Source organism: Rahnella aquatilis CIP 78.65 = ATCC 33071 (assembly GCF_000241955.1).
GTDB lineage: Bacteria > Pseudomonadota > Gammaproteobacteria > Enterobacterales > Enterobacteriaceae > Rahnella > Rahnella aquatilis.
Map to the genome: position 1 here is coordinate 4759628 of NC_016818.1, position 15221 is coordinate 4774848.

Genomic DNA, 15221 nt, shown 5'->3' on the forward strand with positions numbered 1-15221 from the left:
AGTCGATCACACTTATCTGATAACATGTGCCCATCTATCCGCCGGGACTATTTTCGCTCTATGAAATTGACTTTCCCTTATGCAACGCCTGATAAAAGATGAATATTTTTTATAATATAATCATATATTTAATTCAGCCATTGATTTGGATCCGTTTACTTTTGCGCAGCCGCAAGTCGCCGGCTTATCGTAAACGCTGGGCTGAACGTTATGGTTTCTGCAAAGGGAAGGTTGTCTCCGGCGGCATTATGCTGCATTCCGTTTCCGTTGGAGAAACGCTGGCAGCGATCCCTTTGGTCCGCGCATTACGCCACCGTTATCCTTCCTTGCCAATTACTGTCACCACAATGACACCGACAGGCTCAGAGCGTGTTCAGTCCGCTTTTGGCAAGGGTGTGCACCACGTCTATCTGCCTTATGATCTGGCCGGATCCGTAAATCGTTTCCTGGATGAGGTTAACCCCAAGCTGGTGATCATCATGGAAACCGAGCTTTGGCCGAACCTTATCAGCGCATTGCATCGTCGCAAAATTCCACTGGTTATCGCCAATGCCCGCCTTTCTGCCCGTTCAGCAAAGGGATATCAGAAGCTCGGCAAATTCATTCGTACCATTTTGCAACGTATTACCCTGATCGCCGCACAGAATCAGGAAGATGGTGAACGCTTCCTGTCTTTAGGGCTCAAACGTAACCAGCTCGCGGTTACCGGTAGCCTGAAATTCGATATCTCCGTCACACCGGAACTGGCGGCAAAAGCCATTGCGCTGCGCAGCCAGTGGGCATCACGCCGTCAGGTGTGGATCGCTACCAGCACGCATGAGGGTGAAGAAACTCTGCTGCTGGAGGCGCACAAAGAATTACTGAAAGCGCATCCGAACTTGCTGCTTATTCTGGTTCCCCGTCATCCGGAACGTTTCCCCGTAGCGTGTGAGCTGACACGCAAAGCCGGCCTTTCTTTCATTCAGCGCAGCTCAGGCGAAGTCCCTTCTTCCGCCACTCAGGTCGTGATAGGCGATACGATGGGCGAATTAATGTTGCTGTATGGCATTGCTGACCTGGCGTTTGTCGGCGGCAGCCTTGTCGATCGCGGAGGCCATAATCCGCTGGAAGCGGCAGCCCACGCCATTCCGGTGCTGATGGGGCCACATACCTTCAATTTCAAAGATATCTGCGCCAAGCTGACTCAGGACGACGGCCTGATCACGGTCACTGATACTGCATCGCTGGTGAAAGAAATTTCTACGCTGCTAACGGATGAAGATTACCGTTTGTATTACGGCCGCCACGCCGTTGAAGTTCTGCATCAAAATCAGGGGGCGTTACAGCGTCTGCTGCATTTACTGGAGCCTTATCTGCCTGTCCGGAGTCATTAATGGCTGATCAAAAACGTTTATCCGTCGTGCTGATTGCCCGTAATGAAGCGGATTTATTGCCGGATTGCCTTGAGTCAGTGGCCTGGGCAGATGAAATAATTTTGCTCGATTCCGGCAGCAACGATGCGACGCAGGACATTGCCCGCCACTTCGGCGCTAAAGTATTCCGGAACACAGACTGGCCGGGGTTTGGCAAACAGCGCCAGCTGGCGCAAAGCCATGCCACGGGCGACTATATTTTGATGATAGATGCCGACGAGCGTGTCACCCCTGAATTACGCCAGTCGATTGAAAGCGTACTGAATAATCCGCAAGAAAACACCGTTTACAGCCTCGGGCGCAGTAATCTGTTCCTCGGAAAATTCATGCGCCATAGCGGCTGGTATCCCGATCGCGTCAACCGCCTGTACCCTTCCGCCTTTAGCTACAATGACGATCTGGTGCATGAATCACTGAATACAGGCAATGCCACTGTTGTTTCGCTCCAAGGCGATCTGCTGCACCTAACCTGTCGTGACCTTTTCGCTTTCCAGCGTAAACAACTCAGCTATGCGCAGGCATGGGCAGAACAGCGCCATCATCAAGGCCGCCGCTGCAGTTTTTCCGCGATTATTTCGCATACGTTGGGCGCATTCATCAAAACCTGGATCCTGCGGGCCGGTTTTCTGGATGGAAAGCAGGGGTTGATCCTGGCAGGCGTCAATGCACAATATACATTCAATAAATATGCCGCCCTGTGGGCATTCAGCCACCAACTGCAAAAGTGAGCCGTCATGAGCACTAAGGCAATTTATCCCGGCACTTTCGACCCGATGACCAACGGACATCTCGATATCGTCACCCGTGCGGCGCTGATGTTCGACCAGGTCATTCTTGCGATTGCAGCCAGCCCAGGCAAAAAACCGATGTTCACGCTCGATGAGCGCGTGGCGCTGGCGACCCAGGTCACATCCCATCTGGATAATGTTGAAGTCATTGGTTTCAGCGATTTGATGGCGAATTTCGCCAAAGCTCAGGGCGCAAACGTGCTGGTGCGGGGATTGCGTGCGGTGTCTGATTTTGAATATGAAATGCAACTGGCGAACATGAACCGGCATTTGCTGCCAACGCTGGAAAGCGTATTCATGATGCCATCAAAAGAATGGTCGTTTATTTCTTCTTCACTGGTCAAAGAAGTCGCCCGCCATGGCGGGGATATTACGCCTTTCCTGCCGCAGATCATTACTCAGGCACTGATGGAAAAAATCAGCGCCTGAATCACGTATTAGCGCTGGCAGCGCGGGCAGAAAAACGTGGTGCGCTGAGCATGTTTCTTACTCTCAATGGGCGTACCACATGCCCGGCAAGGTTCGCCCGCCCTTCCGTATACCTGTAATTCCTGCGCAAAGTATCCCGGTTTCCCATCCGATTGCAGAAAGTCCTTCAGCGTCGTCCCACCCTGTTCAATAGAGCGCAACAATACCGCTTTAATGGTTCTGACCAGCAACTCCGCCTCATCACGTTTGAGCGAATGTGCAGGTTTGTCAGGTGAAATACCGGCAACAAATAAGGATTCGCTGGCATAGATATTTCCTACGCCGACCACCAGTTTGTTATCCATCAGCCAGGGTTTGATCGGCGATTTTTTCATGCGGGATTTCTCACACAAATAATCTGCCGTGAAATCTTCGCTCAGCGGCTCCGGCCCCAGATGAGCTAAGACATTACTGGCCGCCAGATCAGAAGACCATAGCCAGGCACCAAAACGTCGCGGATCGGTATAACGCAGCACATGGCCGGTGTCCATCACCAGATCAACGTGGTCATGCTTGCCTGCTTCGGTTTCTTCCGGCAATACCCGCAAACTGCCGGACATTCCCAGATGAATAATGATCCATCCGGTTTGCAGCTCAACCAGCAGATATTTTGCCCGACGCTGCACACTCAGAACCGGCTGATCGCTTAATGCTAAGATCTCCGCCGAGACAGGCCAGCGCAGGCGCGAATTGCGAACGATGGCATGCAGTATTGTGTGGCCTTTAAGATAGGGTTCAATCCCTCTGCGGCTGGTTTCAACCTCAGGTAATTCCGGCATAATTTCCCCTTGAGCAAAATCGTGTTCAGAGTTTGTCGCAGACACGGACATCAGGCAAATAAAAGTCGCAATGAATGGAAATCACGAAATTCAGACAATAAAAAACCCGGCCGGAGCCGGGTTTTAGCAATCCACTAAAATTATTTAATTTTAGCTTCTTTGTAGATCACGTGTTGACGGACAACTGGATCGAATTTCTTCAGTTCCAATTTTTCCGGCTTAGTACGCTTGTTCTTCGTGGTGGTATAGAAGTGACCAGTACCAGCAGAAGAAACCAGCTTGATCTTCTCGCGAACACCTTTAGCCATGATGCAGTTCCTTAATACTTCTCACCGCGGGCACGCAGATCGGCCAAGACCGTCTCAATACCCTTCTTATCAATAACACGCATACCTTTAGCAGATACACGCAGAGTTACAAAGCGCTTCTCAGCCTCAACCCAAAAACGGTGGGAGTGCAGGTTCGGCAGAAAACGGCGTTTGGTCGCGTTCATTGCGTGGGAACGGTTGTTACCGCTCACCGGGCGCTTGCCAGTAACTTGGCAGACTCGGGACATGTCTATTCTCCAAAAATCAAATCAGCTCGAGCTTCGTATAGGGTATGGCCGCCTCGTCAGGCTTTTAGAGCCCATCTCAGCAAACTCCACTGAGAACCGACTCACTGTCGTCGGGTAAAAAACCAATTCATCAGGTCAGAAACCTGCTGAGATAGGCTCTTAACGCCAAACCCAAGATTCTCAAAGGTGGCGTAGTATACGCTCTGTAGCGTAAGTGCTCAAGTCCCGAACAGCTAAAGATCCCTAAGGATCTTCAAAAAACGACGCTAAATCCAGCCGCGTTCGGCAAAAGATACCGTTTCTCCGTGGCCTACAACCAAATGGTCAAGGACACGAATTTCCAGCAACTGGCACGCACGAATAATCTGTTCAGTCACTTTTCTGTCCATCAGGCTGGGCTCAGCCCGACCAGATGGGTGATTATGCGCCAGAATTAGGGCTGCCGCATTAACCTTCATCGCACCACGAACAATTTCGCGGGGATACACTTCTACGTGCCCAATAGTACCAGCAAACATCTCCTCATGGCGAATAACGCGATGCTGGTTGTCGAGAAAAAGTACCAGAAAGACCTCTCTTTCCCGAAAAACGAGCAAATTCTGCAAATATTCCCGGATCACCGCAGGGCTGAGCATCGCATTTTCGGCACTCAGATGGCGCAGATAAGCGCGGCGGGATAATTCGGACACGGCAACCAGCTGTGAAAACTTGGCAACTCCCATCCCTTTTATGCGTGCCATGGCGTCAAAATCGGCCATCAGTAATGTAGATAATGAACCGAATTCATCCAGCAGATTCTTTGCCAGATCCATCACATGCAATCCCTGGCATCCCGTGCGCAGGTAAATCGCCAGTAATTCCTGATCCGTCAGCTCTTTCGCCCCTTGCTGCAATAATTTTTCGCGCGGCGGCATCACTCCCGGCCACGGGTCTTGCTGTTTCGTCATCCTGACTCCTTTTTCGCGGCGATTGTGGCACAACATTCTCCCTGTCATAGCGTCCGGTGCGTCAGCCTGCGAGATGTTACGCAGAATTTTTATTCCTCTGCTTTCGAGATATCGCCAATAGCTGTCATCATTCCCCGTTATGCTAAAATGTCGCTTCTTTCAGCTTTCAACCAATCGGACAATCATGATGACGGGACTTTCCGGCAAACATATTGTGCTCGGTATCAGCGGTGGTATCGCTGCCTATAAAGCACCAGAACTGGTACGTCGCTTACGTGAAAGAGGCGCTGAAGTCCGCGTCGTCATGACAGAAGCGGCGAAATCTTTCGTAACTCCGCTGAGCCTGCAGGCTGTTTCCGGCTATCCGGTTTCTGACGACCTGCTTGATCCTGCGGCCGAAGCGGCAATGGGTCATATCGAGTTAGGCAAGTGGGCGGATTTAGTCATTATCGCGCCCGCCACCGCGGATTTGCTGGCTCGCATGAATGCCGGCATGGCAAATGATCTGCTGACGACGGTGTGTCTGGCGACAGCGGCACCGGTCGCGGTACTTCCTGCGATGAACCAGCAAATGTATCGTGCTGCTGTCACGCAGGAAAACCTGCAAAGCCTGGCAGCACGGGGCACGTTGTTATGGGGCCCGGACAGCGGCAGTCAGGCCTGCGGCGATGTTGGCCCGGGACGTATGCTGGATCCGCTGGTGATTGTTGATATGGCGAATGAACATTTTTCTAGGCGCAACGATCTGACGCATCTGAACATTATGGTGACCGCAGGCCCGACCCGCGAACCGCTGGACCCTGTCCGCTTCATCAGTAACCACAGCTCAGGCAAAATGGGGTTTGCGATTGCCAAAGCCGCCGCTGAACGGGGTGCCAAAGTGACACTGATAGCCGGACCGGTGACGCAACCGACGCCTGCTAATGTTCAACGTATTGATGTGGAAAGCGCGCTGGAGATGGAGCAAGCTGTCCAGCTTTCGGCGACATCTCAACATATTTTCATTTCCTGCGCTGCCGTGGCAGATTATCGCGCAGAACGTATTGCTGATGAGAAGATCAAAAAGCAAGGCGATGAAATGATTGTAAAAATGATTAAAAACCCTGACATCGTCGCCGGCGTTGCGGCCATGACAGAAAACCGACCTTACGTCGTGGGGTTTGCCGCTGAAACCCAGAATGTGGAAGAATACGCGCGGCAAAAAAGGATCCGCAAGAATCTGGATCTGATCTGCGCCAACGATGTTTCACTTGCCGGGCAAGGTTTCAACAGTGATTCCAATGCTTTGCATCTTTTTTGGCAGGACGGGGATAAAATCTTACCGCTCAGCGATAAGTCCCTGCTTGGCCAGCGTTTATTAGAAGAGATTGTCAGCCGTTATGATGAAAAAAATCGACATTAAAATTCTCGACCCGCGCATCGGTTCGACTTTCCCTTTACCGGCTTACGCGACACCAGGGTCTGCGGGTCTGGATTTGCGCGCCTGTCTGGACGCTTCAGTAGAACTGAAACCGGGCGAAACCACACTGCTGCCAACCGGTCTGGCTATTCACATTGGTGATGCTAATCTGGCGGCGGTGATTTTGCCGCGCTCCGGTCTGGGCCATAAGCATGGCGTCGTGCTGGGTAACCTTGTTGGTCTTATCGACTCTGATTATCAGGGCCAGCTGATGGTTTCTGTGTGGAACCGCGGTCAGACAACATTCATTATCGAGCCGGGCGAACGTATTGCTCAAATGGTGTTTGTGCCTGTCGTTCAGGCAGAATTCAATCTGGTGGAAGATTTTGACGCCAGTGAACGCGGCGAAGGTGGCTTTGGCCACTCAGGTCGCCAATAAGAACCTGTTCAGCACCGCTGATTTTGACGCGATATTGAACAGATCCTTATCACTATCAGACCGTAACAACGCGAAGGGAACGAAATAAGCCGCAGGATCACAGCGATTCATGCGGCAGTTGTGCGGTTTCTCCATGATTTTAGCCGTTTTTTAGCAAGGGTCTATTCAGACATGGCAGAGAAAGAAACGACAAAAAGGAACAGGCGCGAAGAGATTTTGCAGGCGTTAGCGCAAATGCTTCAGTCCAGCGATGGCAGCCAGCGGATCACGACTGCAAAACTTGCCGCCAGTGTAGGTGTTTCAGAAGCAGCGCTTTACCGTCATTTTCCCAGTAAAACGCGGATGTTTGACAGCTTAATCGAATTTATCGAAGACAGTCTGATTACCCGCATCAATCTCATCCTGCAAGATGAAAAGGATACGCTAAACAGAATACGTCTGATTTTGCTGCTGATTTTGGGTTTTGCCGAACGTAATCCGGGGCTGACCCGTATTATGACCGGTCACGCCCTGATGTTTGAACAGGATCGCCTGCAAGGCCGTATCAATCAGCTTTTCGAGCGAATTGAAGCGCAACTGCGTCAGGTGCTGCGGGAAAAGAAAATGCGTGAAGGCAGCGGATTCGTCAGCGACGAAACTCTGCTCGCCAGCCAGTTACTGGCATTTTGCGAAGGAATGCTGTCGCGTTTTGTACGCTCTGAATTTAAGTACAAACCGACTCAGGATTTCGATACCCGCTGGCCGCTTATCTCTGCTCAGTTGCAATAAACGCGCAGGGACAAACGCCAAATCTGAAAAGGGCCGAAAGGCCCTTTTGTTTTTCGTACTATGGCTGGATCATTGTGCCATTTTCATCCAGCATCGCGGTCAGTAACGCTGTGCCGTCCTCTCCGACCCGAAATGCGCCATAACGCGCGCGGGTGAAACGTTCACCCTGGCCTTCCTGGAAAAAGTAAGCATCAGTCCCCACCCTCAGCGTTCCGGCATTCATATGATAGTTAACCCGTAATTCATTGGGTTTCAAAGGCTCAGCATGATCAAACTGCGCCCGAATAACCTGCCGCTGCTCATTCATTTCCACAACGATTTTGCCGCTCAATGGCAAACAAGAAACAGACGGGACAGAATCACAAACCTGCCGTTGCTGATACAGCTCCTGCTGCAAAGATCGGGTGATGGCATAATCGAGGGCCATATAGTCCCCCTGCATCAGAGAGCGCGGGTCAACCGGGGCAAGTGGCAATACCATCACTGCCCCCTGTTTCAACACCCGCTCTTTTTGCCAGATCCCAAAATTCACCGCTAACAGCCCCAGTAGCACGACAAGCCCTGACATCCATTTTCTCAGATTACGGGTTTGCATAAGCTTTCCCCTTACATGCAGGCATCCACTTTTGGGCTGCAAATGCCAGCACCAGCAACCCCGCTCCTGTGGCAAACAGTAAAAGAGATTTCTGCAACAAACTGACGCCCAGGAAGTAATACCAGTCAATGATATACAGCGTGAGAATACAGCCGCTCGCGGCTAAAACCCCCTGCCTTCCCTGATAACGCGCCATCAGTAATAACCACATCCCCAGGCCAATTCCCGGCGCATAAAAAGCGGCGGTGCCACAAAAAATCGCAGCCACAAACAATAGCGGTACCGGCGGTGTCCTTTTCGTTATCACCTGGTACAAAGAGCCCAATATTAACCCCGCAGCAATACCCGTACCGGTCCCTGACGACAGAACAAAATACCCCGCCGGATGCCAGAACAGATCGTAGAAGAACGGTGCGTTAATGCCGCAAAAACACAGCAGTACCAGTCCAGCCGGGATGCCATAAAGTAAGGGAAAGACAGCGTCAGTCACGGGTCTGGCTTTTAAGTTCAGTTGTTCTCTGATAACCCACAGCCAAAAAATCACCACGCAGGCAACCAGCGTTGAAACCGCGCCTAAACCGGCAATAGGGGATAAAAACAGACCGGCCAATAAGTTACCGGTGAGGATCAGTAAAAAAGTCAGCGCCGTGATCGCCATAAACCGGTAAGCATGATCGCGCATTGCCAGCGCCATCGCCGCAAGAACCGGCAAAGAACAGAGTGAACCGACCAGAACAGACATCTCCCAACCGGGTTCAAAGAGAAGATAGAAACCAAAGCAGAGGCCACAGGTTGCCGCGATTGCCCATGCCAGCCCGATATGGTGCTTACTCACGCCCTGCATACGCAACAGCCCACCCGCGACGGCAGCAAGGAGCAGAGAAGGGATTATCACCGTAGCGGCATTGGGGTCATTGAGCAGGTCGGCGACATACAGCACCAGGATCAGCAGAAATAAAATAATCATCGCCGCAACCCAGCCACCGATACTCAGTGTCAGTCGCAGGTACCAGGGACGATGAGAGGAGTGATCGTACTGCTGGATCTCTTCAATCTGCGACAGATTAAGCAAACCATGCTGACGTAATTGTTCAGTCAGAAGCGCTACCTCGGAGGAGGAAACTTCGACTGGCTGGCGCTCATAGAGTTTGCGCCGCCAGTGCAACATGACGGCGCCACATCCCGCCAGCCACAAGGCCATCAGGCAGCCCAGCATAAACAGGCCACCAATATCGTAAGCGCTGTCGAACATCTGCATGATCAATACACACCCTGCTGCTGCCGCACTGGCGGTTCCCAGGGTCAGCATGCAGAGATCAGGATGACGATAGCGATAAAAGAAGTACCCCACCAACAAGACTGTCAGCCATAAAGCCGTCACAAACGGATGATGGGTACCGTAGCCCCACCCGGATATATTTCCGGCGACAAAGCAGGTCAGCATTAATAACAGGAAGCCGACCATCACCCGGGAAAACCAGCGACTGGCAAGCCAGGACGGAGGATTAGTTTTTATTGCACGCAGCGCAAGGACTTCACGTGTGACCAGGCATAACACCTGCACAATCAGGTAACCGTAGAGCGCAGTCGTGGGGAAGTCGTCCAGGCTGTCAAACAAACCACTGTCAGCCAGACTCACAGAAATCGTGGCGTAATAGAGCTGAAACGTAAGATTGGCAAGCAGCCAGGTACAAAACCACAGGCTGTTCTGTCGGGCGATTAAGGCTAAAGGCAGGAAAATAAACAGCCAGGCTCTGAACAATTCCCAACTGTCGGCCCCCGTCTGATAAATCTGTCCATACAGGGCAAACAGAGCACCAAAGCTGAGACCAGTCGCCAGCAAGGCACTGCGCGCAAACCCGTCATACCAGCGCCACCAGACCAGAACGGCCAGAGCCAGGATCAGCAACTCAGCCAGCGCAAACTTTGCCATCTTCGGCATATCTGCCCAGTTCCAGGCCACAAAAAATACGGCACCGGCCACCAGCGACAACAGGCCCAGCAGGGAGAGTAAGGGAACCAAAAATTTCCGCCATTCGGGATAACCCGGCCGGACACCACAAAAGTCATAAATACGCTGACATCCGGCTGGCGTCAGGCTGCCGCTTTTGACCAGACACTCCGTCTGGCGGCAGAGAAATTCTGCCGCCCCTGAAGGCATCCATTCTTTGCTGTCTGCTTCAGTTTCTGTCATGACATCCCTGCCTTAGGAAGTTTTATGCGACATTAAACGCCATATTCCTGCTGGTAAGCCCGAACAGCCGCCAGATGGTCAGCCATTTCCGCTTTCTCTTCCAGGTATTCGATCAAGTCAGCCAGCGTAATAATTGAAATCACTTTGCAATGATAGTCGCGCTCAACCTCCTGAATAGCGGAGATATCTGCGCGCCCGCGTTCCTGACGGTCCAGGGAAATCAATACACCGGCCAGAGTGGCTTTATTCGCGTTGATGATTTCCATCGATTCACGGATCGCGGTACCGGCGGTGATCACATCATCGACCAGCATCACACGCCCCTGCAACGGGCTGCCGACCAGCAAACCGCCTTCACCATGGTCTTTGGCCTCTTTGCGGTTAAAGCAGTATGGCACATCGCGCTCATGATGCTCAGCCAGGGCAACTGCGGTGGTCGTCGCGATTGGGATACCTTTATAAGCCGGGCCAAACACTAAATCGAAATCAATTTTGGAATCCACCAATGCTTCGGCATAAAAACGTCCCAGTAACGCCAGATCACGGCCAGTATTAAATAAACCGGCATTGAAGAAGTAGGGACTGATGCGCCCGGACTTCAGGGTAAACTCGCCGAATTTCAAAACCTGTTTGTTCAGTGCGAACTCAATAAACTGGCGCTGATAGGCTTTCATTGATGGTCTCCTCGATAATGTCTTATTTCTCATTGTCAGCCCGCAGGCCATAAAAAAGGCGACTTCTCAGTCGCCTTAAAAAATTATTTCGCCAGCGCCGCTTTCTGCGCCTGGAAGATAGTGTCGATGCCCCCTCTGGCGAGGGCAAGTAAACCGAGCAACTCCTCATGACTGAACGGCTCACCTTCTGCGGTGCCCTGCACCTCAATCATGCGACCATCTTCCATCATCACAACGTTCATGTCGGTTTCTGCCGCTGAGTCTTCGACATACTCGAGATCACACAGCGCTTCGCCTTTCACGATACCGACGGAAACCGCTGCGACCATGCCTTTCATCGGGTTAGCTTTCAGTTTACCTGCCGCTACCAGCGCATTCAGCGCATCGGCCAGAGCAACGCAAGCACCGGAAATGGACGCAGTGCGCGTGCCGCCGTCCGCCTGCAACACATCACAGTCGAGAGTAATGGTGAATTCACCCAGTTTTTTCAGATCGACCGCAGCACGCAGGGAACGGGCAATCAGACGCTGGATTTCCAGAGTACGGCCGCCTTGCTTACCTTTTGCGGCTTCACGCGCGTTACGCGTATGGGTGGAACGCGGCAACATGCCGTACTCTGCGGTGATCCAACCTTGTCCCTGACCTTTCAGAAAACGCGGAACACCTTCCTCCACCGTCGCGGTACACAGCACTTTGGTATCACCAAACTCCACCAGCACGGAACCTTCAGCGTGTTTAGTGTAATGGCGGGTCAGTGTTACGGGGCGCACTTGTTGTGCATTTCGGCCTGCTGGACGCATGGATACTTCTCCGGGTCACGAATCATGTTTGGCTGCGCATTATACGGACTTCGCGAGGTAATGCCTATCATGACCCGAGCGTGGAGGCTATAATCGCTGCATCTTTACATTAACAGGTACGCATACATGATCCGTAGTATGACCGCTTATGCCCGACGCGAAATTAAGGGTGACTGGGGCAGCGCAGCGTGGGAACTCCGCTCGGTAAACCAACGTTATCTCGAAACCTACATCCGTCTGCCAGAGCAATTCCGCAGCCTGGAACCGGTTGTCCGTGAGCGCATTCGCGCCCGGCTGACCCGCGGTAAAGTCGAATGTAATCTGCGTTTTGATCTCGATCCGGGCGCACAAAGCACGTTGCAGCTCAATGAAAAACTGGCGAAGCAGCTGGTTGAAGCCGCGCAATGGGTGAAAATGCAAAGTGATGAAGGCGAAATTAATCCGCTGGAAGTCCTGCGCTGGCCGGGCGTGATGCTGGCTGAAGAACAGGATCTGGACGCCATCAGCACCGAATTGCTGCTGGCGCTGGAAACAGCACTGGATGATTTCATCAGCGCCCGTGAAAGTGAAGGTGCCGCACTGAAGACGATGATCGAACAGCGTCTCGATGGCGTGAGCGCAGAAGTGGTGAAAGTCCGCGCCCAGATGCCAAATATTCTGCAATGGCAGCGCGAGCGCCTGGTCAGCAAACTGGAAGATGCGCAGGTTCAGCTGGAAAATACCCGTCTGGAGCAGGAACTGGTGCTGATGGCGCAACGTATTGATGTGGCGGAAGAGCTGGACCGGCTTGAGGCGCACGTCAAAGAAACACATAAAATCATGAAGAAAGAAGAAGCCGTGGGCCGTCGTCTTGACTTCATGATGCAGGAATTTAACCGCGAGTCGAACACGCTGGCGTCTAAATCGATCAACGCCGACGTCACGACATCAGCCATCGAGCTGAAAGTGCTGATCGAACAGATGCGTGAGCAGATTCAGAATATCGAGTAAATCCTCTCCCCCGCCTAATAAAAAACGCCTCAGACCATAAAAGTCCGAGGCGTTTTTTTATGCGTCAGCGAAAAAGGAAATTAGTCTTCCCAGCGTTTCAGCAGTACGCAGGCGTTCACGCCACCGAAACCGAAGCCGTTTGACAGGGCATAGGTGATGTCATGTTTCTGCGCGGTATTCCCGATGATGTTCAGACCCGCAGCCGCTTCGTCTTTATTTTCCAGATTCAGTGTCGGGGGAACGATTTGGTCGCGTACAGCCAGAATGGTGAAGATGGTTTCCAGTCCGCCAGCCGCGCCCAGCAAGTGCCCGGTCGCTGATTTGGTAGAGGTAACAGCCAGCTTACCGTCAGTGCCAAACAGGGTTTTGATCGCATTGATTTCACCCAGATCGCCCACCGGCGTAGAGGTTGCGTGAGCATTCAGGTGCTGCACGTCTGAAGGCTGAATACCCGCCTGGCGCAGAGCGATTTTCATCGCGCGCCCCGCACCGTTGCCATCTTCCGCACCGGACGTCATGTGGTAGGCGTCACCGCTGGTGCCGTAACCGACAATCTCAGCCAGAATTTTGGCGCCACGTGCTTTCGCATGTTCCAGCTCTTCGATCACCAGCATGCCCGCGCCTTCGCCCATGACGAAACCATCACGCGCACTGTCGAACGGACGGGAAGCTTTTTCAGGATGATCTTCATGGCCGGTAGACATGGCTTTTGCCGCCGCGAAACCTCCCAGGCTTACAGTATCGATAGCCGCTTCAGCACCACCGCAAAGTGCAACATCCGCTTCATCGTTGCGAATTAAACGAACGGCATCACCGATGGCCTGAACACCCGCCGCACAAGCCGTGACCGGTGCACCAATCGGGCCTTTGAACTGATGTTTGATAGAAACCTGACCCGCCGCCAGATTCACCAGGAATGAAGGAATGGTGAAAGGCGACAAACGTTTGGCACCACGGCTGTCGTTGGTACGCACCGCATGGGCAATCGCCGGGAAGCCACCGATACCGGAACCGATGACCGTTGCAGTACGTTCCTGTTGTTCAGGGGTTTCCGCTTTCCAGCCTGCGTCAGCAACGGCCATATCGGCAGCAGCCATTGCGAACAGAATGAAACGATCCATTTTTTTCTGGTCTTTCGGTACCACGAACTGATCCGGATCGAAACCTGATTCAGGGTCCTGTTCTTTAGTTTGTACCTGACCACCAATTTTCACGGTCAGCGTTTCAACAATCTCTTCCGGTAAAACTCGGATACCAGACTGACCGGCCAGCAGACGCTTCCAGATAGTTTCGATATCACAGCCCAGAGGACTCACAGCCCCCATGCCGGTAATAACCACTCGACGATGAGTCATAAAACATTCCTCTCTGTCTGTATAAGACGTAAGTTTCTGCAGGCGATAACATAAACCGGCAAGAAACGGGTTTCTGATAATAAAGGTTGACAGTATGTGACGAATTACGTTTTTGTAAACCCGTAACCCCAAATTTTGTTGTATCTACTTTGCGAGGCTACGCAAAACCAGGCTGGTGATTGCCTGAACGCGTTCTTCGAGCTGTTCAGGTGTTTTTTGTTCCAGCAATAACGGGTGCGAGAAGGGTGTCGTCACCGTGGTGATCGCCATGCACACCTCATCCAGCGGCGTTTTACGCTCAAACTCACCGGATTCCCGGCCGTCAGCAACCACTTTTTCAACAATGCTATATATCATAGCCCGATGATTTAATGTCGATTTCCATTGCTGAGTCGAAGCTATTGCGGCCAGATCATGGAGTTTCCTGTCCTGGAAGAAGAGATCCAGACTACGTGTCAGCAGCGTTTTAAAAATAGATCTCAGGCGCAGGGTCGCACTTTGGTCATTTTGCGCAATAGCCATGAGCGCTGCGTCTATCTGCCCCACACGCTGCGAGCATATAGCTTCGCCAATTGCCTGTTTAGACTCAAAAAATTTATAAATATAAGCGCTTGAAACGCCGATTGATTTGGCAAGATCCGCTACTGACGTTTTGGCGTAACCATAAAGACGAAAGTGCCCGAATGCCGCATCTATAATTTGTTCACGCCGCTCGTGCTCGGCAGGCCCACGCTGTGTTAACGCAACCGGAATATCGGGCTTCATACACTCCTCCGGGCAGATTAAATCATTAAGTCGTGCGTCAATGAGTGACGATTTTAATTAATCGTAACCTATAAACGGAGAAAATTCACTTACGATGAAAAAAACAGCCCTAATGGATAAATGTAAAAGCCATGCCAAAACAAGCGAGCAATCCCTATTTTTCTAATCTAAAATAATCCGGCATTCCTCATCATCCTTTAATACTGGCTGATGTAAGGGGCATTCGCATGAGATTTAGTAATTCAAAAATCAATGCAAAAGAAAAACTCAGTCGAGAGCTAATGGGAAACTC

17 protein-coding genes are annotated in these 15221 nt (G+C 51.9%); 7 read left to right on the forward strand and 10 right to left on the reverse strand.

All coding sequences use genetic code 11. The annotated features are described in order from the left end of the window. The first annotated feature begins 98 nt into the window (after nt 1–98). The 3 genes from waaA to coaD are packed head-to-tail and all read left to right on the forward strand — an operon-like array spanning nt 99 to nt 2629. Nucleotides 99–1373 carry a lipid IV(A) 3-deoxy-D-manno-octulosonic acid transferase gene (gene waaA / locus RAHAQ2_RS21530; RefSeq protein WP_015699220.1) on the forward strand — a complete coding sequence of 425 codons (1275 nt, stop codon included), beginning with the start codon at nt 99–101 and terminating at the stop codon, nt 1371–1373. Continuing rightward, entirely contained in the window at nt 1373–2140 is a 768-nt protein-coding gene (locus RAHAQ2_RS21535) for a glycosyltransferase family 2 protein (protein WP_015699221.1), read from the forward strand. Before waaA ends, RAHAQ2_RS21535 begins: the two co-directional genes overlap by 1 nt. A 6-nt stretch (nt 2141–2146) precedes the next feature. Further along, nucleotides 2147–2629, forward strand: coding sequence for a pantetheine-phosphate adenylyltransferase (gene coaD, locus RAHAQ2_RS21540; RefSeq protein WP_015699222.1), 483 nt, complete (start codon nt 2147–2149; stop codon nt 2627–2629). 8 nt (nt 2630–2637) lie between these two features. On the opposite strand, the gene mutM is transcribed toward coaD, so the two are convergent. The 4 genes from mutM to radC all read right to left on the reverse strand — a co-directional run bounded on the left by mutM (nt 2638) and on the right by radC (nt 4950). Continuing rightward, a complete protein-coding gene (gene mutM, locus RAHAQ2_RS21545) occupies nt 2638–3447 on the reverse strand; it encodes a bifunctional DNA-formamidopyrimidine glycosylase/DNA-(apurinic or apyrimidinic site) lyase (RefSeq protein WP_015699223.1) in 810 nt (269 codons plus the stop codon). A 140-nt stretch (nt 3448–3587) separates the two neighbouring features. Then, complete coding sequence (rpmG, locus tag RAHAQ2_RS21550; RefSeq protein WP_004392084.1) at nt 3588–3755, reverse strand: 50S ribosomal protein L33; 168 nt, start codon at nt 3753–3755, stop codon at nt 3588–3590. 11 nt (nt 3756–3766) lie between these two features. Next, entirely contained in the window at nt 3767–4003 is a 237-nt protein-coding gene (gene rpmB, locus RAHAQ2_RS21555) for a 50S ribosomal protein L28 (protein ID WP_004931195.1), read from the reverse strand. A 266-nt stretch (nt 4004–4269) separates the two neighbouring features. After that, on the reverse strand, nt 4270–4950 hold the full coding sequence (gene radC, locus RAHAQ2_RS21560) for a RadC family protein (protein WP_015699224.1): 681 nt from the start codon (nt 4948–4950) through the stop codon (nt 4270–4272). Nucleotides 4951–5134: 184 nt separating this feature from the next. On the opposite strand from radC, the gene coaBC reads away from it, so the two are divergent. From coaBC to slmA, 3 genes are all read left to right on the forward strand, one after another. Then, nucleotides 5135–6352 (forward strand): bifunctional phosphopantothenoylcysteine decarboxylase/phosphopantothenate--cysteine ligase CoaBC, encoded by a 1218-nt coding sequence (coaBC, locus tag RAHAQ2_RS21565; RefSeq protein ID WP_015699225.1) that lies wholly within the window; start codon nt 5135–5137, stop codon nt 6350–6352. After that, a complete protein-coding gene (gene dut, locus RAHAQ2_RS21570; protein ID WP_015699226.1) occupies nt 6330–6788 on the forward strand; it encodes a dUTP diphosphatase in 459 nt (152 codons plus the stop codon). Before coaBC ends, dut begins: the two co-directional genes overlap by 23 nt. A 171-nt stretch (nt 6789–6959) precedes the next feature. Continuing rightward, a complete protein-coding gene (gene slmA / locus RAHAQ2_RS21575; protein ID WP_015699227.1) occupies nt 6960–7556 on the forward strand; it encodes a nucleoid occlusion factor SlmA in 597 nt (198 codons plus the stop codon). 58 nt (nt 7557–7614) lie between these two features. Here the strand turns inward: slmA and RAHAQ2_RS21580 are convergent, their stop codons facing one another. From RAHAQ2_RS21580 to rph, 4 genes are all read right to left on the reverse strand, one after another. Next, nucleotides 7615–8151, reverse strand: coding sequence for a GDYXXLXY domain-containing protein (locus tag RAHAQ2_RS21580; protein ID WP_015699228.1), 537 nt, complete (start codon nt 8149–8151; stop codon nt 7615–7617). Continuing rightward, nucleotides 8138–10345: a DUF2157 domain-containing protein gene (locus RAHAQ2_RS21585; protein WP_015699229.1), complete on the reverse strand. Its 2208-nt coding sequence runs from the start codon at nt 10343–10345 to the stop codon at nt 8138–8140. Before RAHAQ2_RS21585 ends, RAHAQ2_RS21580 begins: the two co-directional genes overlap by 14 nt. A gap of 32 nt (nt 10346–10377) precedes the next feature. Continuing rightward, nucleotides 10378–11019 carry an orotate phosphoribosyltransferase gene (gene pyrE / locus RAHAQ2_RS21590; protein WP_015699230.1) on the reverse strand — a complete coding sequence of 214 codons (642 nt, stop codon included), beginning with the start codon at nt 11017–11019 and terminating at the stop codon, nt 10378–10380. A gap of 83 nt (nt 11020–11102) precedes the next feature. After that, nucleotides 11103–11819: a ribonuclease PH gene (gene rph / locus RAHAQ2_RS21595; RefSeq protein WP_015699231.1), complete on the reverse strand. Its 717-nt coding sequence runs from the start codon at nt 11817–11819 to the stop codon at nt 11103–11105. A 126-nt stretch (nt 11820–11945) separates the two neighbouring features. Here rph and RAHAQ2_RS21600 point away from each other — a divergent pair, with 126 nt between their 5' ends. Further along, entirely contained in the window at nt 11946–12809 is an 864-nt protein-coding gene (locus tag RAHAQ2_RS21600) for a YicC/YloC family endoribonuclease (RefSeq protein WP_015699232.1), read from the forward strand. Nucleotides 12810–12889: 80 nt separating this feature from the next. Here the strand turns inward: RAHAQ2_RS21600 and fabF are convergent, their stop codons facing one another. Together fabF and RAHAQ2_RS21610 are read right to left on the reverse strand one after the other, a co-directional pair. Continuing rightward, the gene (gene fabF, locus RAHAQ2_RS21605; protein WP_015699233.1) at nt 12890–14164 is read right to left on the reverse strand and encodes a beta-ketoacyl-ACP synthase II; all 1275 of its coding nucleotides are present in this window, start codon (nt 14162–14164) and stop codon (nt 12890–12892) included. Nucleotides 14165–14308: 144 nt separating this feature from the next. Further along, the gene (locus RAHAQ2_RS21610; protein ID WP_015699234.1) at nt 14309–14929 is read right to left on the reverse strand and encodes a TetR/AcrR family transcriptional regulator; all 621 of its coding nucleotides are present in this window, start codon (nt 14927–14929) and stop codon (nt 14309–14311) included. Nucleotides 14930–15221 lie beyond the last annotated feature (292 nt).